The organism is Pedobacter nutrimenti, from assembly GCF_032678445.1.
Taxonomy (GTDB): Bacteria; Bacteroidota; Bacteroidia; order Sphingobacteriales; family Sphingobacteriaceae; genus Pedobacter; species Pedobacter nutrimenti_A.
The window spans coordinates 231,696-254,663 of record NZ_JAVTSQ010000004.1 but is presented as its reverse complement, the minus strand read 5'-3'; the positions used below and the strand labels follow the sequence as shown (position 1 = coordinate 254,663).

The 22,968-nt window shown below is 39.4% G+C and carries 24 protein-coding genes and 1 tRNA gene; 9 read left to right on the top strand and 16 right to left on the bottom strand.

Annotated elements, in window-relative coordinates; translation table 11 throughout:
- Positions 1-6 precede the first annotated feature (6 nt).
- A complete protein-coding gene (locus R2S08_RS08615) occupies positions 7-972 on the bottom strand; it encodes a PhoH family protein (RefSeq protein ID WP_316834776.1) in 966 nt (321 codons plus the stop codon).
- Positions 973-1,074: 102 nt separating this feature from the next.
- On the opposite strand from R2S08_RS08615, the gene R2S08_RS08610 reads away from it, so the two are divergent.
- Positions 1,075-1,854, top strand: a complete 780-nt coding sequence (locus R2S08_RS08610; protein WP_108553142.1) for an S-adenosyl-l-methionine hydroxide adenosyltransferase family protein — start codon at positions 1,075-1,077, stop codon at positions 1,852-1,854.
- A gap of 56 nt (positions 1,855-1,910) precedes the next feature.
- On the top strand, positions 1,911-2,432 hold the full coding sequence (locus R2S08_RS08605; RefSeq protein ID WP_316834775.1) for a hypothetical protein: 522 nt from the start codon (positions 1,911-1,913) through the stop codon (positions 2,430-2,432).
- Here the strand turns inward: R2S08_RS08605 and R2S08_RS08600 are convergent.
- The 6 genes from R2S08_RS08600 to rpsO all read right to left on the bottom strand — a co-directional run bounded on the left by R2S08_RS08600 (position 2,403) and on the right by rpsO (position 9,201).
- Positions 2,403-3,653: a DUF1015 domain-containing protein gene (locus R2S08_RS08600; RefSeq protein ID WP_316834774.1), complete on the bottom strand. Its 1,251-nt coding sequence runs from the start codon at positions 3,651-3,653 to the stop codon at positions 2,403-2,405. The two genes, R2S08_RS08605 and R2S08_RS08600, sit on opposite strands and share 30 nt — an antisense overlap.
- Positions 3,654-3,709: 56 nt before the next feature.
- Entirely contained in the window at positions 3,710-4,660 is a 951-nt protein-coding gene (locus R2S08_RS08595; protein WP_316834773.1) for a D-2-hydroxyacid dehydrogenase, read from the bottom strand.
- Positions 4,661-4,668: 8 nt separating this feature from the next.
- Complete coding sequence (gene serC / locus R2S08_RS08590; RefSeq protein ID WP_316834772.1) at positions 4,669-5,733, bottom strand: 3-phosphoserine/phosphohydroxythreonine transaminase; 1,065 nt, start codon at positions 5,731-5,733, stop codon at positions 4,669-4,671.
- 175 nt (positions 5,734-5,908) lie between these two features.
- Complete coding sequence (gene rpe, locus R2S08_RS08585; protein ID WP_316834771.1) at positions 5,909-6,580, bottom strand: ribulose-phosphate 3-epimerase; 672 nt, start codon at positions 6,578-6,580, stop codon at positions 5,909-5,911.
- Positions 6,581-6,662: 82 nt separating this feature from the next.
- The gene (gene pnp, locus R2S08_RS08580) at positions 6,663-8,807 is read right to left on the bottom strand and encodes a polyribonucleotide nucleotidyltransferase (RefSeq protein WP_316834770.1); all 2,145 of its coding nucleotides are present in this window, start codon (positions 8,805-8,807) and stop codon (positions 6,663-6,665) included.
- 115 nt (positions 8,808-8,922) lie between these two features.
- On the bottom strand, positions 8,923-9,201 hold the full coding sequence (gene rpsO / locus R2S08_RS08575) for a 30S ribosomal protein S15 (RefSeq protein ID WP_108554609.1): 279 nt from the start codon (positions 9,199-9,201) through the stop codon (positions 8,923-8,925).
- Positions 9,202-9,320: 119 nt separating this feature from the next.
- Between rpsO and R2S08_RS08570 the strand changes: the two genes are divergently transcribed.
- Together R2S08_RS08570 and R2S08_RS08565 are read left to right on the top strand one after the other, a co-directional pair.
- Positions 9,321-9,740: an acyl-CoA thioesterase gene (locus R2S08_RS08570; RefSeq protein ID WP_133779812.1), complete on the top strand. Its 420-nt coding sequence runs from the start codon at positions 9,321-9,323 to the stop codon at positions 9,738-9,740.
- Positions 9,741-9,758: 18 nt separating this feature from the next.
- Positions 9,759-11,186, top strand: coding sequence for an MATE family efflux transporter (locus R2S08_RS08565; protein ID WP_316834768.1), 1,428 nt, complete (start codon positions 9,759-9,761; stop codon positions 11,184-11,186).
- A gap of 67 nt (positions 11,187-11,253) precedes the next feature.
- Here R2S08_RS08565 and R2S08_RS08560 read toward each other — a convergent pair whose 3' ends face one another.
- Entirely contained in the window at positions 11,254-12,240 is a 987-nt protein-coding gene (locus R2S08_RS08560) for a D-alanine--D-alanine ligase (protein ID WP_316834767.1), read from the bottom strand.
- Positions 12,241-12,459: 219 nt separating this feature from the next.
- Here R2S08_RS08560 and R2S08_RS08555 point away from each other — a divergent pair, with 219 nt between their 5' ends.
- The 4 genes from R2S08_RS08555 (at position 12,460) to R2S08_RS08540 (ending at position 15,555) form a co-directional block, all read left to right on the top strand.
- Positions 12,460-13,230, top strand: coding sequence for a PASTA domain-containing protein (locus R2S08_RS08555; RefSeq protein WP_133779815.1), 771 nt, complete (start codon positions 12,460-12,462; stop codon positions 13,228-13,230).
- 20 nt (positions 13,231-13,250) lie between these two features.
- Positions 13,251-14,303, top strand: a complete 1,053-nt coding sequence (mltG, locus tag R2S08_RS08550) for an endolytic transglycosylase MltG (RefSeq protein ID WP_316834766.1) — start codon at positions 13,251-13,253, stop codon at positions 14,301-14,303.
- A gap of 86 nt (positions 14,304-14,389) precedes the next feature.
- A complete protein-coding gene (locus R2S08_RS08545; RefSeq protein WP_316834765.1) occupies positions 14,390-15,358 on the top strand; it encodes a YihY/virulence factor BrkB family protein in 969 nt (322 codons plus the stop codon).
- Between the two features lie 112 nt (positions 15,359-15,470).
- Positions 15,471-15,555, top strand: a tRNA-Ser gene (locus R2S08_RS08540).
- Positions 15,556-16,392: 837 nt separating this feature from the next.
- Here R2S08_RS08540 and R2S08_RS08535 read toward each other — a convergent pair.
- From R2S08_RS08535 to R2S08_RS08525, 4 genes are all read right to left on the bottom strand, one after another.
- Positions 16,393-16,782 (bottom strand): hypothetical protein, encoded by a 390-nt coding sequence (locus tag R2S08_RS08535; protein ID WP_316834764.1) that lies wholly within the window; start codon positions 16,780-16,782, stop codon positions 16,393-16,395.
- 513 nt (positions 16,783-17,295) lie between these two features.
- Entirely contained in the window at positions 17,296-17,460 is a 165-nt protein-coding gene (locus tag R2S08_RS28870; RefSeq protein WP_410479517.1) for a sigma 54-interacting transcriptional regulator, read from the bottom strand.
- Between the two features lie 96 nt (positions 17,461-17,556).
- On the bottom strand, positions 17,557-18,615 hold the full coding sequence (locus tag R2S08_RS08530; protein ID WP_316834763.1) for a DUF5700 domain-containing putative Zn-dependent protease: 1,059 nt from the start codon (positions 18,613-18,615) through the stop codon (positions 17,557-17,559).
- A gap of 308 nt (positions 18,616-18,923) precedes the next feature.
- Positions 18,924-19,472: a hypothetical protein gene (locus tag R2S08_RS08525; RefSeq protein WP_316834762.1), complete on the bottom strand. Its 549-nt coding sequence runs from the start codon at positions 19,470-19,472 to the stop codon at positions 18,924-18,926.
- 255 nt (positions 19,473-19,727) lie between these two features.
- Between R2S08_RS08525 and R2S08_RS08520 the strand changes: the two genes are divergently transcribed.
- Entirely contained in the window at positions 19,728-19,940 is a 213-nt protein-coding gene (locus R2S08_RS08520; RefSeq protein WP_316834761.1) for a hypothetical protein, read from the top strand.
- 129 nt (positions 19,941-20,069) lie between these two features.
- Here the strand turns inward: R2S08_RS08520 and R2S08_RS08515 are convergent, their stop codons facing one another.
- The 4 genes from R2S08_RS08515 to R2S08_RS08500 all read right to left on the bottom strand — a co-directional run bounded on the left by R2S08_RS08515 (position 20,070) and on the right by R2S08_RS08500 (position 22,806).
- Entirely contained in the window at positions 20,070-20,582 is a 513-nt protein-coding gene (locus R2S08_RS08515) for a hypothetical protein (RefSeq protein ID WP_316834760.1), read from the bottom strand.
- A 499-nt stretch (positions 20,583-21,081) separates the two neighbouring features.
- Positions 21,082-21,684: a hypothetical protein gene (locus R2S08_RS08510; protein ID WP_316834759.1), complete on the bottom strand. Its 603-nt coding sequence runs from the start codon at positions 21,682-21,684 to the stop codon at positions 21,082-21,084.
- A gap of 60 nt (positions 21,685-21,744) precedes the next feature.
- On the bottom strand, positions 21,745-22,104 hold the full coding sequence (locus R2S08_RS08505; protein WP_316834758.1) for a DoxX family protein: 360 nt from the start codon (positions 22,102-22,104) through the stop codon (positions 21,745-21,747).
- A 60-nt stretch (positions 22,105-22,164) separates the two neighbouring features.
- Positions 22,165-22,806 (bottom strand): DUF6266 family protein, encoded by a 642-nt coding sequence (locus R2S08_RS08500; RefSeq protein WP_316834757.1) that lies wholly within the window; start codon positions 22,804-22,806, stop codon positions 22,165-22,167.
- Positions 22,807-22,968: the final 162 nt, after the last annotated feature.

The following is a 22,968-nucleotide window of genomic DNA, read 5'->3' as shown; positions in this document are numbered from 1 at the left end:
TATTAATTATTGAATATCGCCGTAGGCTTTAAGGATTCGTTTTACTAATTTATGTCTCACTACATCTTCGCCGGTTAAGTAAATGATCTCTATTCCAGGAATATCATCCAAAATCCTCAAGGCATTGTGTAAGCCAGACATCTGCTTTTTTGGAAGATCCACCTGAGTAACATCTCCGGTTACTATAAATTTTGCACTTGGTCCCATACGGGTCAAAAACATTTTCAACTGCAGATCCGTTGCATTTTGCGCTTCATCAAGAATCACAAAACAATTGTCTAACGTTCTTCCCCGCATAAAAGCAAGCGGAGCAATTTCTATTGTCCTGTTCTCCAGATACAATTTTAATTTTTCAGCAGGAATCATATCATCCAGGGCATCATACAAAGGACGCAGATAAGGATCAACCTTCTCTTTCAGATCCCCCGGTAAAAACCCCAGGTTCTCCCCTGCCTCAACAGCTGGCCTGGTTAATATAATCCTCTTAATTTCTTTATTCTTTAAAGCCCGTACCGCTAAAGCCACTGCAGTATAAGTTTTTCCGGTTCCGGCTGGTCCAATGGCAAACAACACATCATTCTTTACAATGCTATCTACCATACGGCGCTGGTTGGCCGTTCTGGCCTTTACCATCAATCCGTTGGTGCCAAAAACAATCACCTCTCCTCCGCCACCTGAAATTACTTTTTCAGCTACCGGTTCCACGGCTCCTGCCTTAGCTTTTACAGACAATACAGATTCTACTTCATTCGGGTTCAAAGAACTGTACTTTTCAAGGTGGGCTACCAGCAAATTAAACTTAGATTCAAAGACCCCCAGCTCCTGCTCATCACCCAATACCTTAACTTCATTGCCTCTGGCTACAATTTTAAGCTTTGGGAAAGCATGCTTTAATATTTCATAATGCTCGTTGTTGGTTCCCCAAAGTTGTGCCGGATCTACCGATTCTAGTGTTAGTTTTAATTCGTTCAAAATATTGTTTTTTAGATTGAGGTGTATATTTTGATATAAAAATTGAATATTTGTACGCGATTTGCCGCTTACGCAAGATTAAGAATAAATATTCAATTTTTAATGGCTATTATCACTTTAACAACAGATTTAGGTTCTAAAGATTTCTATCAGGCTGCCTTAAAAGGCAGTATCCTGACGATCTTGCCTACTGCCAATATTGTTGATATTACCCATGATGTTCCTTCTTTCAATATTTCTTACGCCGCATTCGTTCTAAAGAACGCCTATCCCTACTTTCCAAAAGGCACTGTACACCTGGTTGGAATTGATTCTGTTTTCAGTGAAAACACAAAATACGTGGCCATGAAATTCAGAGATCATTATTTTGTAGGCGCAGATAATGGTATTTTCTCTTTACTGTTTGATGAAAAACCTGAAGAACTTGTAGAGCTCAATATTATGCAGGATCTCAAATATCTACACTTTCCACTCGTAGATATTTTCGTTAAAGCTGCGATCCATCTGGCTAAAGGTGGTAAGCTTAAAGACATTGGCGTTCCTACAGAAAACATAGAAGAAAGGATGCTCCTGCACCCTGTTATAGAAAGAGATATCATCAGAGGAAGTGTCATTTATATTGACACCTTCTGCAACGTTATCACAAACATTACCAAAGATCTATTCACCAAAGTACAGCGCAACCGCGACTTCACTTTGTATTTCAGAAAAAGTGAAACCATTACCCAGCTCAGCTGGCATTACAATGAAGTACCCGAAGGTGAAAAGTTGTGCCTGTTTGGCATCAGTAACCACCTGGAAATCGCTATAAACAAGGGAAAAGCAAGCGGTTTGCTGGGCCTGCACCTGGGCGATATCTTAAGGGTCGAATTCCATCCCTGATCTGACAAAATTCCAGAAAATAAGCTAAGGCATCAAATTTGCTTAATTATTAAACAATGAAAAAAATGATTAAACAGGCACTTTTACTGTTCCTTATCGCCCTTTCGGCACAAACTTTTGCCCAGACTGACAGTGCGGCATACCAGCTGCAACGCATTAAAATAAATGCGCTGCTCATGCAAAGAAGCGCCAAGTTTGGACAATACGAACAAAGCCTCACGGCAAGAACGGGTATCTTCGGATTTCAGACCAAAGACGACATCAAAAACTCCAATGAGATCTTAAGAGAAATCGCTTTGAACGACAACAACATATTCAGAGAGCTCAAAGTACTTATGGACTATAAAGACGTGCAGGTACAACAGGTACAAAATACAGCCGCCATCAACAATGAGCGCATTCAGAAATATATGCTGGCCATAAAAAAACTCCAGGACAGAAATTATGAATTAAAAGTGCAACTCCAGAAACAAGTATTAAGGCAGAACATATTCTATTACATTGGCGGACTGCTTGTCATCATATGTGCAGGAATGGCCTATATCCTACTAAGGAAGATTAAAGCAATTCGTAATTAAACCGACAAGGAATTTAGGCTCTACCCACGTAGATTTAGGCGGCATGACACCATTTGCATCAGCCACATTAATTAATTGCTCTACAGAGGTTGGAAACAACGTAAAAGCAAGTGCAAACAAGCCATTATCTACTTGCTTTTGCAAATCTGAAATAGGAATTCTCCCCCCTTCGAAGGTGATCCTTGCATCTGTCCTTGGATCGTGTATCCCCAAAACAGGCTCCAGGATATGATCCTGCAAAATACTAACATCCAGAAGCTCCACCGCATCATCTTCTCTGTAAATCCCTTTTTTAGGTTTAAGACGATACCACTGCTGATGTACATACATGCCAATTTCATGTAAGCTTTGTGGCTTAACCAATACTTCAGATTTCTCCACGACGAAAGAAAGCGCGATTTTTTCCAGAAGCTCAGCTTCCGTTAAGTTACCCAAATCCCTAACCATACGGTTAAATTCCAAAACCTTAACCTCATTAGTATTCATGTATACTGAAGTAAAGTAATTGTACATTTCGGTACCTGTATGCTTATGCTGATTTAATGCTTTTTTATGAAGCCCCATCTTTGCCATAGAGGCAATCCGGTGATGGCCGTCTGCAATATACACCGCAGGGATTTGAGCAAAGGCAGACACCAGCGCTTCAAGATCCGTCTGATCCGTTATAGCCCAAACCTGATGCACCGTTCTATCCGCGAAAGTGAAATCGAGAATCGGTTTTTGCTGTATTGTTTTCGAAATCACGGTATCTACAACAGCATCCGGATAATAAGTAATCAGGACAGGATTGGCATCCAGCCCCGTTTGCTGAAGATAATCTGCAAGCAATCTTTCCCGGCGTTCTACAGTATGCTCATGTTTTTTGATCTTACCTTCCAGATAATCATTAATATGAGTTAATGTCCAGATTCCTGTCTGTACAAGCCCATCATGAGTTGTGCGATAGACGAATATCGCTGGCTCTCCCTGTCTAACCAGCACTTTTCTTTCCAAGAACACATCCAGGTTTTCACCAATCTTTTTAAAAATTAATTCCTGCCGGGTCCCCCGCAGATAAGGATTTTCCAGTTCAGGATTAATCAGATGTAAAAAGCTGCAGTCATTTTCAGACGCAATCAGCTTAGCTTCCCCGGTGCTGTAATTTTCAAGCGGACGTGTGACCACTTGTTCCTGTAGATCAACTGCAGGAATCAATGCATTAAACGGCTTTATATTTGGCATGTGACGATCAATAACGCATAAAGGAGTCTGTAAATGACTCCTTTATGCGTTTAAACTTATTTATTAAAGTGCTCTATGATTAAAGTAGCAAGCTCTGTACCTATCCGCTCCTGCGCTTCATTTGTCGAAGCACCAATATGCGGGGTAAGAGAGATTTTAGGGTGCTGCAAAATTGCCTGCTGAGGAGTTGGTTCGTTATCAAAAACGTCCAGTCCTGCAAAGGCTACTTTACCACTGTCTAAAGCTGCAATTAAAGCAGTTTCATCAATAGTTCCGCCTCTTGAGCAGTTCACAATTCCTACACCTTTTTTCATTTTGCTAAATTCCTCTTCTCCTAAAATTGGTCGGTCAGCAAATGGAGTATGCAAACTGATGAAATCACTTTGACTGATCACTTCTTCCAGTGAAACCGTCTGAACAGGAATATCAACCGAAATACCTCCCTGAAAACTCAATGAAATATTTCCGCTAAACGGATACAGATCATAAGCCACCACGTTCATTCCCAGTCTCAAACCAATTGCAGCAGTTTCCCTTCCAATGCGGCCAAAACCAATCACCCCTAAAGTTTTCCCTTTAAGTTCTATTCCTTTAGCATAAGCCTTTTTCAGGTTGTTGAAATTCGTGCCACCTTCAACAGGCATTTTTCTGTTAGAATCCTGCAAAAATCTGATTCCTGTAAACAGGTGTGCAAAAACAAGTTCAGCAACAGATAATGAAGAAGCTGCCGGTGTATTCACAACCGCAATGCCTTTACTTCTGGCATATTCAACATCAATATTATCCATACCAACTCCACCACGTCCAATTAACTTTAGATTTGGACACTGATCAATAACATCCTTACGGACTTTAGTCGCACTCCTTACAGTTAAACCATCATAATACTGAAGGGCTTCTATAAGTTTATCCTGAGGCACTGTTTCTGTATCTACTACAAAACCTGCCTGTTCTAATAATGATTTACCAACAGGATCAATCCCGTCGTTCGCTAATATCTTTGTCATTAATCTATTTATTGGTGTTTTTCTGCAAATACTTGCATTAATTCAATTAAAGTATGTACGCTGGTAATTGGCAAAGCGTTATACATAGACGCCCTGAAACCACCAACACTTCTGTGCCCTTTGATACCTTCAATACCATTCTCTTCTGCAAATTTCAGGAAAGGTTTTTCCAGCTCAGGATTGTTCATTACAAAACAAACATTCATTCTGGAACGATCCTCAACAGCACAAGTTCCTTTAAATAATGGATTCCTGTCAATTTCAGTATATAAAGCATTCGCTTTAGCAATGTTTTCTTTTTCAATTTCAGCAACACCACCTTTAGACTTTAACCATCTCAGATTAAGCATCGCTACATATATAGAAAATACCGGCGGTGTATTGTACATAGATCCACCTTCAATATGAACTTTAAAATCTAACATAGATGGGATCTTTCTGCCTGATTTGCCCAGAATTTCATCTTTTACAATCACAACAGTCAAACCCGCAGGACCAATATTTTTTTGTGCACCTGCATAGATCAGATCATATTTAGATACATCAATTACTCGGCTCATGATGTCTGAAGACATATCACAAACTACAGGAACCTTAGTTTCCGGCAGGAAAAACATTTCAGTACCATAGATCGTATTGTTCGAAGTACAGTGGAAATAAGCACTGTCCTCAGGAATAGCGAAGTCTTTAGGAATGAAAGTATAATTGGCATCTTTCGAAGAAGCCACAACATTCGCCTTACCAAAAGTAGATACTTCTTTAATTGCTTTGTTTGCCCAAACGCCCGAATCCAGGTAACTGGCGGTTTTACCGTCTGGAAGCAAGTTCATTGGAACCATTGCAAACTGCAAACTGGCACCTCCCTGCAAAAACAAAACCGAATAACCTTCTGGTACATTTAACAATTCCTTAACTAATCTTTCGGCCTCTTCCACCACACCTTCAAATTCAGGTGTACGGTGTGAGATTTCCAAAATTGATAGGCCGTCTTTAAAATCTAAAACCGCCCTGGATGCTTGCTTAAATACTTCCTGAGGTAAAATACAGGGGCCTGCGCCAAAATTATGTCTCATGTTTTATACTAATTTTATTGACGGTAAATGTAATAGTTTTATATCAGTAATTGGTTGAAAAACTCAAACTTTAAGTTCATTTTTTTTAACCGAAACCTCTAAAAATAACCACATTATGGCGCAGGAACGCCCATTTAAAGGCAAATAGCCTTTATTCTATAGAAATAATCGTCTTTTAAGCCTGAACGCTGTCTGTTCTGATGTTTTTTAATTCAGAAATCATTTGTTCAGGCGAGTCTGCAGCAAACACTGCATTTCCGGCCACAAAAGCATTTGCGCCCGCCTCTGCCAGGCTGGCCAGATTATGCGCACCCACTCCTCCATCTACCTCAATAATCAATTCGGGATTTAAAGTTAAAGCCATAGCCCGTAATTCCCTCAATTTATTCAATGTATTTGGAATAAATTTCTGCCCGCCAAAGCCTGGGTTAACCGACATGACCAAAACCAGGTCAAGATCCGGAAGAACCTCTTTCAGCAAACCAACAGGCGTATGCGGATTGATCGCCACGCCTGCTTTACAACCAGCCAGATGAATTGACTGAATGGTACGATGTAAATGTACACAAGCCTCGTAATGTACGGTAATATTTGAAGCACCCGCTTCTGCAAAACGCTCAATATACTGATCCGGGTTAACAATCATCAAATGCACATCCAAAGGTTTCTTCGCATGCTTTTTAATTGCCTCCATAACCGGAAAACCAAAAGAGATATTTGGCACGAAAACGCCATCCATTACATCTACATGAAACCAGTCGGCTTCGCTGGCGTTGATCATTTCTATATCCCGCTGAAGATTACCAAAATCTGCAGCAAGTAAAGAAGGTGCTATTAAATGGTTCATGAAGGTAAAGATAATCAAAACCTGTTTTAAACCAAAAAACCCTGCAAAAAGCAGGGTTTTAAAAGATTATTTCAACAAAAGACTAAGCAGGTTTGTTTTCTGTAGTCTCTGGTTTTGGTGGACGAGGCATTAAAGCTTTTCTGGAAAGCTTCATTTTACCTTGTTTGTCTACATCCAATAACTTAACCGTTACTTTATCACCTTCTTTAAATACACCGTCCATCGTTTCTAAACGTGTCCAGTCAATCTCAGAAATGTGCAGTAAACCATCTTTTCCTGGCATAATTTCCACGAAAGCACCAAATGGCATAATTGATTTCACCTTACCTTCGTAAGTAGCACCAATTTCTGGTTTAGCAGCAATGGCATTGATACGGCCAACAGCAGCATCAATAGCAGCTTTATTATCAGCAAAGATCTCTACGATACCTTTGTTTCCAACCTCTTCAATAGAGATCGTAGCACCGGTTTCTCTCTGCATTTCCTGGATGATTTTACCACCTGGGCCAATTACAGCTCCAATAAATTCTTTATCAATAGTTAAAGAAACAATACGAGGCGCGTGATCTTTGTAATCTTCACGAGGCTGCTCAATAGTTTTCTTCATTTCATTCAGGATATGCAAACGGGCTTCATTAGCTTGTTGTAAGGCAGCAGTTAACACTTCCCATTTCAAACCATTGATCTTTAAGTCCATTTGACAAGCAACAATACCTTTTTCAGTACCAGTTACTTTAAAGTCCATATCTCCTAAGTGATCCTCATCTCCTAAGATATCTGAAAGGATGGCATATTTACCAGTTTTCTCATCAGTGATCAATCCCATAGCAATACCTGATACAGGAGCTTTGATTTTAATACCGGCATCCATCAGTGCAAGTGTACCCGCACAAACTGTTGCCATAGATGATGAACCATTAGATTCCAGAATATCAGAAACAATACGGATTGTATATGGATTTTCTTCCAGTCCAGGTAATACTTTCTTTAATGAACGCATTGCAAGGTTACCGTGTCCAATCTCACGACGGCCAGCACCTCTGTTCGGACGAACCTCACCAGTAGAGAAACCAGGGAAGTTATAGTGCAACAGAAATTTGTTGTAACCATTGATGAAAGCGCCATCAATCATTTGCTCATCATCTTTAGACCCCAGAGTTACTGTAGTTAAAGATTGAGTTTCACCACGTGTAAATACTGCAGAACCGTGAGCAGAAGGCAAATAACCAACTTCACTCCAGATAGGACGTACTGTACGTACATCACGTCCGTCTAAACGCATACCTTCATCCAATACTAAATTCCTGATCGCATCATATTGTACATCATGGAAATATTTTTTAGCAAGGAAGTTGGTTACATCATCTACCTCTTCTCCTAAAGTAGCTACAAAATCTGCTAGGATAGAAGCAAATTTCTCACTGCGTTCACCTTTAGAAGTTTGGCTTTTGGCTACAGCATAAACCTGATCGTAAGTTGCAGCATATACTTTCTCTTTTAATTCAGGGTTGCTGTCTTCATGAGAATACGTACGTTTTACAGTTTTGCCTACCAGTTCGGCCAATTCTTTTTGCGCCTGAACCTGGATAATGATTGCTTTGTGTGCAAATTCAATCGCTTCAACCATTTCAGTTTCAGAGATCTCATCACATTCACCTTCAACCATCACGATGTCTTTTTCAGTTCCTGCAACCAGGAATTCTAAAGTTGCACGCTCTAAATCACTCACATAAGGGTTAATCACCAATTTGCCATCAACTTTAGCTACACGCACTTCCGAGATTGGTCCGTTAAAAGGAATATCTGAAACTGCGATAGCAGCAGAAGCTGCCAAACCAGCCAAACAATCTGGCATTATATTTTTATCAGACGAGATCAACGTGATCATCACCTGGGTATCAGAGTGGTAATCTTCAGGGAACATTGGACGCAAAGCACGGTCTACCAAACGAGAGATCAATACCTCGTAATCTGATAATCTTGCTTCGCGACGTAAGAAACCGCCAGGAATACGTCCTGCAGCAGCATACTTCTCCTGATAATCTACTGATAAAGGTAGAAAATCAACACCTGCCTTAGCACCTACTGTAGAAACTACAGTGGCCAATAACATGGTGTCGCCCATTCTGACAACGACAGAACCATCTGCCTGTTTAGCTAACTTTCCTGTTTCGATTTCAATTGTTCTTCCGTCACCCAGATCGAACGATTTTTTTATTACATTCATTTAAAACTTGTTGTGGTGTGTTTTCCTCTTTCTACACACCGGATTTATGTGGTTATTTTATTTTTAAAGTAAAAAAGCCATCCCTACAGAATGGCTTTTAATGATATAAGTACTTTTATTTGATGATATCTCTAAGCTGTAAAGCCTTGATGATAGCACGATAGCGACCAATATCTTTTTTGAATAGATATGCCAAAATACCACGGCGTTTACCTACCAGTTTTTGAAGAGCCAGCTGAGTAGAAAAATCCTTACGGTTTTTCTTTAAGTGCTCTGTTAAATGCGCAATACGATACGTAAATAACGCTACCTGACCTTCTGCAGAACCAGTATTGGTTTCTACTTCGCCGTGTTGTTTAAAGATTTCGGCTTTCTTTTCTTTACTTAAATACATTTCTTGAATGATACTAAAGTGTTTATAAATTAATTAATTGGATGCAAAGATAGTGTAAGTTTTGATGATAAGCAATAATAACTCATTCATTTCTGTTACTTTTGCAAAAAAGATTTTTCATGGAAAAGACCGGCTACAGCATATTTGAAAGCGAACTGAAAGTGAGACCCGATGACATCGATATGTTTAACCACGTGCACAACAGCAAGTATTTTGATTATGTACTGGCCGCAAGGTACGAACAAATGGAAAAATTCTACAAAATGCCCATGGAAGACTTTCTCAAGAGTGGTTATGGCTGGGTAGTAAAAACAGCTTATGTAGATTTCAAACGTCCTTTAATCCTGGGAGATGTGATCGCCATCCGTACCGGAATTTTAACCATCAACGAAAAAGGCTGCCGGGTACAATTCGAAATAGAGAACAAACGCACCAAAAAGATCGCTTCCGATGGCTGGTTCGACTATGTTATGATTGACATCAGTACTGGCAGAGGCTGTAAAGTCAGCGAAGAAATGATCAAAACCTATAGCGTTTAATCCATCTTACTTATTTTTATGCCAGAACATCAAACAGCTGCCCAAGGCAAGCTATTCAGAATATTTACACTTTTAAAACAAGCTCTTAAGGGCGAAGAATTAGATTATACCCAGGGAAGCATCAGAAGAGCCCTCCTTCTACTGGCCATCCCCATGATGCTGGAAATGGCCATGGAATCCATTTTTGCACTGGTAGACCTTTATTTTGTAGGCCACCTGCACAACAGCAGCCACGCCATACAAACCGTTGGTCTTACAGAATCTGTACTCACTATTATTTATTCGCTGGCCATCGGAATGAGTATGGCCGCCACAGCAGTTGTAGCCAGGAGAATTGGAGAAAAAGATCCTGCAGCTGCAGCAAAGGCAGGTATGCAGGCCCTGATTATCGCCATAGCCCTGAACATTGCCATTAGCATAGCTGGATTTATCTTTGCTACAGACCTGCTACTTTTCATGGGGGCATCAGCAGAAACCGCCAGACAAGGAACCCCCTTTATGCAAATCATGATGAGCGGTAGTATAGTCATTATGCTCTTGTTCCTGATCAACGGAATTTTCAGAGGAGCCGGAAATGCAGCAATAGCCATGAAAAGTTTATGGCTGGCCAACCTTTCCAACATTGTCCTTTGCCCTATCCTGATCAATGGCCTGGGCCCTGTTCCTGCCTTCGGGCTTACCGGGGCAGCTATGGCCACTACTATTGGCCGTGGGATTGGCGTATTGTACCAGATCTACCATTTAACCGGAGGAAAAAGTGCCCTTAAAATCAAGCTTTCTTATTTCAAACCACATTGGGAACAAATAAAGGCACTGTTAAAAATAGCAACCCCTGGTATCTTCCAGTTTGTAATCGCATCCTGTAGCTGGATCTTTCTGGCGCAGCTGGTGGCTACTACCGGAGGAGACCACGGCTCGGCCGGATACCAAACTGCATTAAGGCTCATGATGTTCTTTATGCTCCCGGCCTGGGGAATGAGTAATGCTGCTGCAACACTTGTAGGCCAGAATCTGGGTGCAAAAGAAGTACAAAGGGCACAACAATCCGTTTTAAAAACCATAAAATACAGTATGATATATATGGGTTCAGTGATGATCCTCACTTTTGCAGGCGCGCAATTCTTTGTCGACTTTTTCACCAACGACCCACTCATTCAGGACGTTGCCATACACGCCCTGCACATCCTGAGCATCGGGTATCTATTTTATGGTATAGGAATGGTACTCATGAGCACCTTCAACGGAGCTGGCGATACCTGGACACCAACCTGGATCAACTTTTTCGGGTTCTGGTTATTTCAGATCCCCCTGGCCTTCGTTTTAGCGAAGCATTTTGAACTTGGGCCAACAGGCGTTTTTATCGCAATTCCAGTAGCAGAAACCGGAATAGCCCTGGCCAGTTTCGTTTTGTTTAAACGAGGCAAGTGGAAAACGGTCAAAGTATAAATCCCAGCCCAATAAAAAGGCCTTCTATGTAAAACTATAGAAGGCCTTTTTTATAAAGAACCAAACCTCAACCAATTGTTTCCCTAATCAGTTTGGTATAAAAATCATTCAGCTTCATTCCTGCAGCAGCAACCTGTTGCGGTATAAAACTGGTCGCCGTTTGACCTGGAATCGTATTGATCTCAATAAAATAGAAATCACTTTCATCTCCCTTAAGGATAAAATCAATACGGACAACCCCCCTGCAATTCAACTTCTGATACACATCTGCCGCAATTTTTTCCACACGCAGTCGTGTCTCCGCTCTGATCGGTGCAGGAGTAGTTTCCTTGGCTACACCAGGCGTATATTTTGCTTCAAAATCAAAAAACTCTTTAGCTGTTTCCACTTCCGTAACCGGAAGAACGGTAATTTTTCCATCTAACTTTACAACACCAACCGTAAACTCCCTGCCCGCAATAAACTCTTCAATCAAAATCTGGGAATCTTCCTGAAATGCCTTGTCCAATGCATCCTTCAAATCATACTGATTGGTTACCTTACTCATACCAATGCTGCTTCCCCCATTATTCGGTTTTACAAAATAGGGAAGCACCAGATCTTTCTTAATCTGGTCAAGCTGATACGGACCATTCTTAAATATCTGCGCAGACTTGGCCACATGAAGCGAATCAATACCTTGAACAATAGCCTTCGTATAGCCTTTATTCATCGTAATGGCCGATGTCAGTGCATCACAAGTCGTATAAGGCAAGCCCAGCATATCAAAATAGCCCTGTAATTTTCCATCTTCACCTGGAGATCCATGTATCGCAATAAAAACGCCATCAAATTTCACTTTCCGTCCCTTAATGTTCACAGAAAAATCATTACGGTCCACTTCTATCTTCACCGAATCGGCAGGCTCATAAAACCAGCCCTGCTGGGTAAGCATAATCTTATACACCTCAAATTTATCTGGATCGAGGTTTTGAGCTATTGTTGCTGCACTTTTAACAGACACCACCCATTCTCCGGTAGTGCCTCCTGTAAGCAATGCTATTATTTTCTTCATATCGTTCTTTTAAATCTTAGTCACCCACAGGTATTTCTTCCACAACGTCCAATTTATCGGCATTTATGTCGTTTTACCTAAAGTCCTGGAGTTAATCCAGAAAGCTTAAAGATGACACCCAAAAATATAAATTAGTTCATGCAGATGTTATTTAAATTCCGATAAAATATTTTTTTAGTCTATTTTTGGAACAAATACATTCGAACATAAGAAAACTCAATGAGCAAGTTCATTACCTATCTAAAAACAAAATCCTTTAGAAACAACCTTATTGCTGCTATTTTCACAGTAGTTGCTATTCTATTTATTGCATTCTTCAGCTTAAGATATTACACCAAACACGGACAAGGCTTAAATGTTCCTGCTTTAAAAGGGCTTTCCTTTAACCAGGCAGTGAGTAAACTGGAAGGCCTTGGACTGCGTTATGAAGTAGATTCCGTATACATTATGGATAAACCTCCGGGAATCGTAATCGATCAGGATCCCGACGCTAACACTTTTGTTAAAGACAACCGGACCATTTACCTTACCATCAATACCGCCCAGGCCCCTAATGTTAAATTCCCGGATATCGAATCCAAATCCCTGCGGGAAGTTCAGCCTACACTAGAAAGCTTTGGCTTGAAAATTGGTGATACAACGTATAAAGCTGATGTGGCCAGAGATGTGGTATTGCAAGCCAATTTTGGAGGAAGACCTTTAAAAGCAGGAGATATTTTACCAAAAGGATCAAGAATAGACCTGGTATTAGGCGATGGCAGAGGTAACGAAGAAGTAGACATTCCCAACCTCCTGGGTTTAACCAAAGACGAAGCCAGGTTCTCCCTCAAAGGCGCTATGCTTATGCTGGGCAATATCACCTACGAAGGCACCATTACAGACAGTGCAAATGCCGTAATTGTGATGCAGACACCAATACTTTCAGATACCTTAACCAAAGTAAAAATCGGCACACCAATAAACATTACCCTATCCAATAAACAAAACTAGAACTCCATTTTATAATATATATGACCAGCGAGAAAACGAATGCTACCGCGAAAACCAAAATTATTTTAGCCGTAGTTTTAATTTTAATAATAGTAGGTGGATTTTTTGGCTTAAAATTCTACAAAGTATACTTCGCCCCTAACGTTACAGAAAAAGAAAAGTTTCTATACATCAGAACGGGCGACAACCTGGAAAACCTTGTAGCAGAGATCAAGAAAAAAGATATTTTGACAGACCTGAACTCTTTCAGCGAGGCCGCGGCAAAGATGGATTTGACAGACCGCATTAAACCCGGCCGCTATAAATTATCAAAAGGAATGAACAACAGGAGCCTGATCAATAAAATTAAATCGGGAAACCAGGACCCTGTTAAACTAAAATTCCAAAACATACGCCGCAAAGAAGAATTTGCAGGCTACCTTGCCAAAAACCTCGAGTCAGATTCCCTGGCCTTTATCCATGTACTGGATTCTGCTGCCCTGGTTGAAAAATATGGATTCAATACAGACAATATCTATACGATGTTTATCCCAAACACCTACGATATGTATTGGAACACCGCTCCAGTTGAGTTTTTCGACAAAATGCAAAAGGAATACGTTAAGTTTTGGAATCCTGAACGTAAGAAGAAAGCAGAAGCTCTAAAAATGACCCCAATCCAGGTCACTATCCTTGCCTCTATTGTAGACGGAGAAGCCATTTTTGACAAAGAAATGCCCATCATAGCCGGATTATACATCAACAGGTTAAACAAAGGAATCCTTCTGCAGGCCGACCCTACGGTAATCTTTGCCAATGGTGATTTTACAGTAAAAAGAGTAACAGGCGCCCTGTTAAGAGTAGATTCAAAATACAACACCTATAAATATGCCGGATTACCTCCGGGACCAGTGATGATGCCAAGCATTAATGCCATCGATGCCGTGCTAAACAAAGAAAATAATGATTACCTATATATGTGCGCCAAAGATGATTTCTCCGGTTATCACAATTTCGCGGTAACCAAAGAGCAGCACGAAATTAATGCGAAGAAGTATAGAGACGCATTAAACAAACGTAACATATTCAGATAGTTTCGTAATAACGCAAGCCAACAAGAGCAGATCTCTGATGTATTTTGTACATTGGTAAGATCATGATGAAATATTAACTTTAATTAATGGAATGGGTACACCGGCATTTATTAAAAATAAGGCTTTATGCCTTGTTTATTGAATGGACCAAAGTTTATATACTTCCTGGGTTTAGCCCTATCCCACTTTATACTGTTGCTTCTTTTTTTTTAAAGGAAATACAAAAAGAGGCTTTAGTCAATAAAGCCTCTTCCCTGGCTTATAATTTTATGCTGGCTATATTTCCCGGCATCATCTTCTTGTTTACGCTGATTCCTTTCCTGCCCAACGGCTTCCAGGACCAACTCATGTCATTAATTGAACTGATCCTACCCCATAAAGCTTTTGATGCCTTTGAAACAACTTTAACCGAGATCATTAAGAAGCAGAATGGAAAATTACTTTCCTTCGGTTTTATAGTCTCTGTATACTTCGCCACCAACGGCGTGCACAACCTGATGATCGCTTTTAACAAATCATCCCTTATTATGGAAACCAGGAGCTGGTTAAAAAGAAGACTGATTGCCTTTGTGCTTACCCTGGTAATTTTTATTTCTATCATTATCTGCATTGGTGCAATGACCATTGGCGAGATTGCCCTGAACTATATCAAAAGCGGCCTGCATATCAAAGGCAACTTTATGTATTACCTGATCCAACTTACCAGGTGGGCGCTTTTGGGTATTTTATATTTTGTCACCATTTCCATCCTGTATCGTTACGGACCTGCCCACGCCAAGAAATGGCGCCTTTTCAGTGCCGGCTCCTGGCTGGCCACCATACTCGCCTTTCTTACCATTTGGGGTTTCTCTTTTTACATTAACCATTTCGGTTCTTACAATAAAGTCTATGGTTCCATAGGTACTTTAATTGTGATTATGATCTGGCTCTATCTAAATTCCTTCATTCTACTGATGGGTTTTGAACTCAATGCAAGCATTGATCTGTCCAAAAGAAGCGTCAAGATCATCCGGCCAAACTTTAATTTGTTCAAAAAAACCTCTTCTACAGACTAAAAACGGCTATAGAATAAAATTTTTCTAACTCTGTTTTAACTAGTTATCAATTTTACGTTAAAAAATTAATATCATAATTTGTAAAATCAGACGGTATTTGTACTTTTGCGCCGGAGAGTTGGCAGAGTGGTCGATTGCGGCAGTCTTGAAAACTGTTGACTGTTACAGGTCCGCGGGTTCGAATCCCCCACTCTCCGCAGTAGGAGAATCTATTCTCAAACTCATAGGGTTGCTCGATATCGAGCAACCCTATTTGCTTTAACAACAACAAGTTACATTTTAAATCTGGATTAATCGAAGGTGTTCTAAACATCCCATTTTTATATGTGAGATTATCTTTGAACACCTCTCTAATCATCGCATGCTTCTGTCCTAGTGGCGCATCCACATAGACTTGATGCAAGTTCAACATATATGGTAATACCAATAAATCCTGCTGAATGTTATCGGCCATGCTATTCAGACTTTCAATTTCATCATTCAATTTACCCTGCTCCCCTCTAAATTTTTGCATGTTCCTTTTGTAGGTATCATCATTAATCACATCAGAAAAAAGTTTTTCTTCTACATTGGCTATCATTACTTCTACCCCCTGTAATTGTTGCCTAAGCACTTTTAGCCTATTTTCGTTTGATTTAAGGATCTCTTTTACTTTCCCTGAAACCAACTCCACAATTTCATCTACAAAGGCTTGGGTAAAGCTTATATGCCGCAACAACTCCTCGAATTTTTCGTGCAACTCCATACCAGATATATTTACGTTGGAGTGATCTCAACAACGGTAATACATATATTTTTTTAACCTTTCCGTACTCCATCCGGCGGTTAAGTTTCTGCCACAGCAAGGGCTTTTAAGAATTCCCTTCAGTGGAAATTCATCTTTTGGCTTAGATTCCTTTCCTCTTTTATTTCCGTTTAGCTTAGCTTGCACCCTATAATATAGTGATTCCGGTATAATTGGTTGTAACCAAAGTTAATTAATTAATTAATGGTCAGACTGCGAACTTACTGATGCACCTGCTCAGGTCATGATTCTATCGATAGCCTAATAGCTTTCGAATAACTATTTCGATCTTTTTACAGACTGAACTTAGAAAATTTGCCGCACTTACCCCAGCAAGTCCGACAATTAAACCAAAATCACCAACTGCTTCTTGAATGTTAGGGTACTTAATTAAGACCTTGTATAGGCCCCAAAACAATAAAATTAGAAGTAAGTTGTAAATCACCCGAGCCAGTTTGCTGGTTCTTCCTAGAAATTTTTCTTCAAAGACTTTTAAGAAATTGTATTCGCTGATGTCAACAATCTCACGTGATATTATGATGCTATCATAAGCATTTAAAGTGCATAATTTCAAAAAGTCATTTTTTTCTTCAAATAAGGCCGGGTTTTCAACAACTTGCTGATAGCAGTCATCCTGCATAGTTTTATTAATCTTTGATGGTAAAATCAGATTGAGAAAGCATAGTACTGTGCCTAAATGACTGCTTTTGCTATAGTGAATATCTGATACACCACTTTTTTAGTGGCTTTCTTATCTTTGCTGTAAATATAGGGTTCAGAATGTGTGAAGTTTGACATGATTTTCTTTTTAGTTAATAAAAAAAATATCCCAGTTTTGTCCCCGTTTAATAAAAACAACTCTAATACACGAAGTAACGATGTCCGACGAAAAAATAATCTTCTAAAACTTTTGACAGCCAAATAAAAATATGGCCTCAGGGTTATTTGAGCCGATTCTTCCTTTTATTTTTTTTAAAATTCTATTCCTAAATATACCATTTTATCCCCAAATTGTCCCCGTTTCACATATTAAATAAATGTTTACATTTTCTTAAAAGGCGAATTACAAGAATCATTTATCTTAATTGACTACCTGCGGAAAATTTGAAGAATTCACTTAAGGTAAATCAAATTTTTCTCAAAATGCACCGATTCAAGATTCATTATGGATTGCATTGGCAATTAACTCCTTTTCTGTTCCCGTTTCGCCTAGAATCAGTCCTGTAGTATCAGAGGAAGAAAACCGGTCCAGCCGTTTATAAACATCCTGCATTTCAGGGCTATTCCCAACAATGGCCGGATTCCTATAGCTCAGCAATTATTGAAGCTGTCATTTGTCTTCTTAGTGAAATCAACAAACAAGCATAACTAGGGGAAATTTCTAATCACGAGCTTGTCAACTAGTATTAAAATATTATTTAAGGCAGTATTTTTTCACCTTTTTTAAATATTCCAAAGCTTCGTCTGAAAAATATGGTGGTTTAGAACGATCTTTTTTTGCTGCCTGATTATAGACCAGTATAAAGTGAAAAGGATCCTTAAAATTCACAAACAAATCCTTTATCATTCCATTGTTGAGGATTACTTCCCCCATAAGTCTTCCAGGCCAGTGGCCGCCAAATTTACTGTACAACGAAAAAAAATCATTTTGAGAAACCCGATGAGCTGAATCCCTGTTTAGTCTCCTAAACAGCGAATCTGTTCTTTCGATGAATGCTTTTGAATTGTTTTCATAGTTTTCATTAATGTCATTCCAGCTTGCTTTTGCCGGGGATCTGGAACTAAAAATCAACTTCTTATCTATCTGGTCGGCTACCCCCTCTTCAGCCAGCAGGTTAATGAACATAAAAACCTGACTTCTGGTATCTCCCCAATCAATAGATTTGCGGATCTTATCATTAAACTCCTTATTGTTAATTGCATGATAAGCTTCATGAGCACTAAGTGTACCAGGCACATAGCTATCCAGCTTATAAGAAAGCAACAGGTCATTAATCACCATCCCATTCATACCAGTTGCATCCTCAGTTCCATAAAAAATATAATACTGCTTTGGTAAAAAACGGTCGTTCCGATAGGCAGCAGGAATGTAAGGATATAAATACTTTTTCACTTTTTGAGCGATACCCATCGATTGTAATTTGGCCAAATAAGCTTTTAATTCCGGCAACATCTTTTTGTACTCCAAGTGGTAAAGCTCAGACTCCGTCATTGTACCAGCACCTTTGTCTAATGAACTGTAGACCCCATACATCTCTTTCTTGAAGCTCCCACTATCCAATCTTTGTCCGGAAATTAACATTTGATTAATTGGCATATTAAAAAAACTGTTCCATAGTGCACTGGAAGGTTGTTTTTGCGCCTGCATCGTATCCGCAATTTGAAAATACAAACCTGCAGCCGCAACATCGATAGTTTCCTGAACTTCTTTCGTCTTCCTTTTATCGGTTTGTGCGAACAAAGCACAATTCATAAGTAAAATTACCAGAATAGAAAGAGCGCTATTTTTAAAAAACATTTTTGTATAATTAGTGCATATTAAGAATGGCTTACCCCTCAAAGGCAGCGCCGAACTTTCAAATCTAAACTAAAGAAAACATCAGGCGAAACAAAAAGTAAAATAATAAATCAAGCAAGGTGTTAAATTGTATATTTCGCAGATAGTGGTTCTTCACTTTTGGTGAAGAATTAAACTCTCATTATTATGAGACTATTCTGGTTCACTAAAAGGTGACTTAAAAGCTAGTCTGCTAGGTAAGATAAATTTCAAACTAGGTGTTTTCACCAAAAGTGACCACTTTTGGTGAAATATACATTCCAGGGACTGAAGGTAAATTTGGCTTCTGACTTCTTTACTTTTCGCTTTTCTTTGTTCACGTAAATGATCAGGTAATCCTTGTTTGTTGCGACTTCTTCAGCATCAAAATCAAAAGCTGCAAAATCGTATTCCGGAACTACTTTCCGGGCAATCACTTTTTGCGGCATATTCAAGGTAAAAAAGGTAAAATCCTCATTTAAGACGATTTCGCCAAACTTGCTATCATCAGTATTCCAGATATCCAGTCTGTCATTTACTTCCAGGGTGAAGGAAACGACACCCGCACCTCTATGCTCAGCGTCAATGTACGAGGAAAAAGATTTGCCCTCATACAATAGTGAATCATTGCTTTGAGGCATTGAAACCTCATCAGCAGTAGGAATTTGTTTCTCCGAAATAGATCGGGCTGTTGGAACATCGTGAGCTTTGTCTGCAGTTTTGCTCTGCTGCTTTTGATTGCAGCTGATGAAAATTAGGGTTGACAAGGCCAAGCCAATCAAAATCTTTCTCATAAATGCTAATATAACGATACTATATAAAATTTCCGCAAACACATAAATTGGATTGCACCCGAAATAATCGATTTTTTTGACACTTTAAAAGATTTAATATAAATATCTTATCATCAACCCATTAACTTAAGGATATTCTTATTAAATTGGTGATATTCTTAAAAATTCACCTTATCTCTCATTCTAAATTAACCCTTATGAAACAGTTACTGATTGCCCTAATGCATAGGCCCTGGTATTTCAATAGCTGATAAGGTGAAACCACGATTGCTTACAGGTATTGGATTCTCAGTTGGGGTAAAACATATGTTCACCTTTGATGTTGGCGGTATTTTCGGTTACGTTGACCGCTTAAGCTCTGCCTATACTGGTGAAGACGAAGAACTTTCAGCAAAACCAGAGAACGTAACAGTATCAAAATTATCAGCAGGTGGTTTTGCCTCTATAGGCTACCTCTATAAATTTTAACTAGCCTGGGTAATTACAATGAAAAAGCGCGGCCTATTATGGTAACTGAGGAGTTTTCATAATAGGCCGCACCGATTTCAGGCGCCTCCCAATTACCTCCCTGCGGAAGGAATTGGGAGGCTGCGGGCTTCAGCCCACCGCCAAAGGTTGTGTTTTATAGTCGGCAAGATTCATAAACACTCCCCTGCTTGAAATCATCATGTTGCGGAACAGGTGTAAAAGCATGGTAGAGCCGAATTGCACCAAAGCACCATTGATGAACAAATCCTGTTTTTCCAGTGCTTCCCTGTGGGAACAGCTTGGCGTATCGTCTTGCGCTTCCGACGATTCAAGCAAGTCAGCAAATTCATCGGTAAGGAATGGCAATTTCCCTATTGGCCTGTATAGTTTTGATTTTGGCTGTTCAATTTCTCCTATGGTAGATAGCATGACCTGACCCGTATATCTGCTGTTTCCGTAATCCATCCAGTAAAACGGCCTGTACCTGCCTTGTGAATTCTGTTTATAAAATCCCATTAATACTTCGGCAATTTCCTTGCGGGCTGATACCGAATCCACGCAGGTTATGAAAATATTTGCCGTTCCGTTGTCTTGTGGACAAACCATTTTAATTGACCCCTCTCCACCATTTTCAAACAGCATTTAATATCCTGATCATTAGTGCCAATGGGGGGTCAATGCAAAATTGGCGAAGGGGGATCAGTTTGGCGTGGTTTATCCAATAGAAATCATAACATGTCATTATTATACTTTTAACAGAATTCTTTTAAATTTTTATTTAGGCCTCTTAACAACAATTCCTGTGGCAACCCTATTTCATCAATCAAAATATCCCTAGTAGGTAATTTCCAAAAATCTCTACTAGGGATTGATCTCAACTTATTCGTTAACTATCAAACAATTAGATTCTAAAAATCTACTACTCATTATCCATTCGCTCCTTATTCTTATAAATTTCCCTGATTATTCTGAAAAGTTCCTGTAGATGTTGCAGTGGGTAATCCGATTCCCCGCCCAGAAAAATTAAAGCCTGAAATCACAAGATTTCAGGCTTTTTTTATTTTGAAGTTCAAACTACCGAGACACACACCAAATAAAAATTGATAAAGCAATGTCCCAAAATACTGTCTATCATCAATACTTAATACGTTTTGTCAAAAACATCTAAAGCCTTTACCAAACCATCTTTTGGCAGCGAATCAATTGCCGATTCAATACTTGGGTTGGAAGGATATTTCTTGCCATTGAACTTCACAAGGTGATTTTTACCATTACTATAAATGATTAAATCCTTCCAACCATTTGTTGCTGTCTGAGATATGATAACCGGATATTTCGATACTGTAAATCTGGTTAATAATTTTTCATGATCATCTAAAAGTAACCAGGTACAACCACCCGAGCCGCAAAAATATGATCCTGTTAGCCCTACAAAGACTTCATTTTTTCCATCGTTATTAAGATCATATTCAAAAACACCAAACTTTCTACTTGTTGAGTCAATTATTCCCTTCTCAAGTTCACTTTTAAAACTCTGTTGTAAATAAGCCCTTACGGCAACTACTGTTTTTTGATCACCCGTATTTGCATCATGGTTACCACCTGTAGAATCAATTACACCAGGTTTAACCGAAACCAAACTATCTTTTGCAAGCTTCGCTTGTTGTTTGTTTCTTTCAGAAGAATTGCAGCTTGCCAGCGATAACAAAACGACACCTGCCAGTATAAGGTTAATTACTTTCATATAATTCTTGTATAAAGTTTAAATTATAAATAGATATATGTAATAATAAGACTATTTTCTTTAAACTTTGTTTACTTTGTTCAACAGAAATATAGCCCCCAGGAAAAAGAGCAGCGAGAATGCTGGCTGTGCAGCCTCCATAAAACCATAGCCACTATTGCACTTCGCGATAAATGCAGAGATCATACAAATGCAAAAGCCAACATATACCCATTCCCTGATTCTCTGAGGAGTTTGAGGGAACAACAATACCAATGCACCAAGTACCTTCGCAATAGTCAACTCCACCCGAAAATAGGCCGGAAAGCCCATACGCCCGGTAAACTCTGCCTGATGTGTTTCAGCAAACCAGGCAGCAAACAGCATGTAAAAAGACAGCAGTCCAGTCAACAGCCAGTAATAGAATCGTTTGTTTTTCATTTGTTTTCGTGTTTCAAATTAATTAGCCAATAAATGTTATTTGCCTAATGACGATTGAAACTATAAAAGGGGGACAAGCCCTAAATAAACCGAAGTACTCACCTTATCGCCTTGTGCATCCGTCAAATGCATCCAAGCATGTAAAGCATCTCCCGCAAAGTTCTTTGGCATTTTTAAATCCACCTCTTTTGCAGAACGGAGCACAGCATTCTCATAAGTTACAAACTCTTCTTTTTCCGGATTGTAAAGGATAAAAGTGACCAGATCAGTACCTGCACAAAAAGCAGATTCAGGCCCATTATCCCATTTTACATGCAGAACCTGATCAGCCAATACAACCACCTCTTTAACAAAAGACACCAATAGCTCCCCCCTGCTAAAAATGGCTTTAGAAAAGTCTAAGCTATAGTTAGGCCCGATACCAGTTAATACCTGCTTCATGTGATAAGATACCGCACTGTTCATTGCCGTCTTTTCACTAATTAAAGCTTTATAACCAATATTAATCAAATGCAGAATTGGCCGTAACCAGCCACTTACTATAGCCAGCTTTAAGCGCTGGTTCTTTTGCGCCTGCGTTGCTCGTTTTTTAGATTTATTTGGCATGCTGCGCAAATAAGTAATCCCCCTGCAGCTTGATCCGATAACCCGGCCAACTTTCCCAGAGAAAGGACCATTTATTCCGTCTTTATATCTTCCCATTTTCTTGAAATTTTAAATTGTTAAATACACTTGTTAATTCATAAATCCCTAAAATCAACCGCGGCGCCACGGCGATTTCAAAAGCCTAAGAAACAAAAGTATATCAGCCACTTACAGCATCCTAGAAAAGCGGTACAATAGGATATCATCCGGTATTATTGG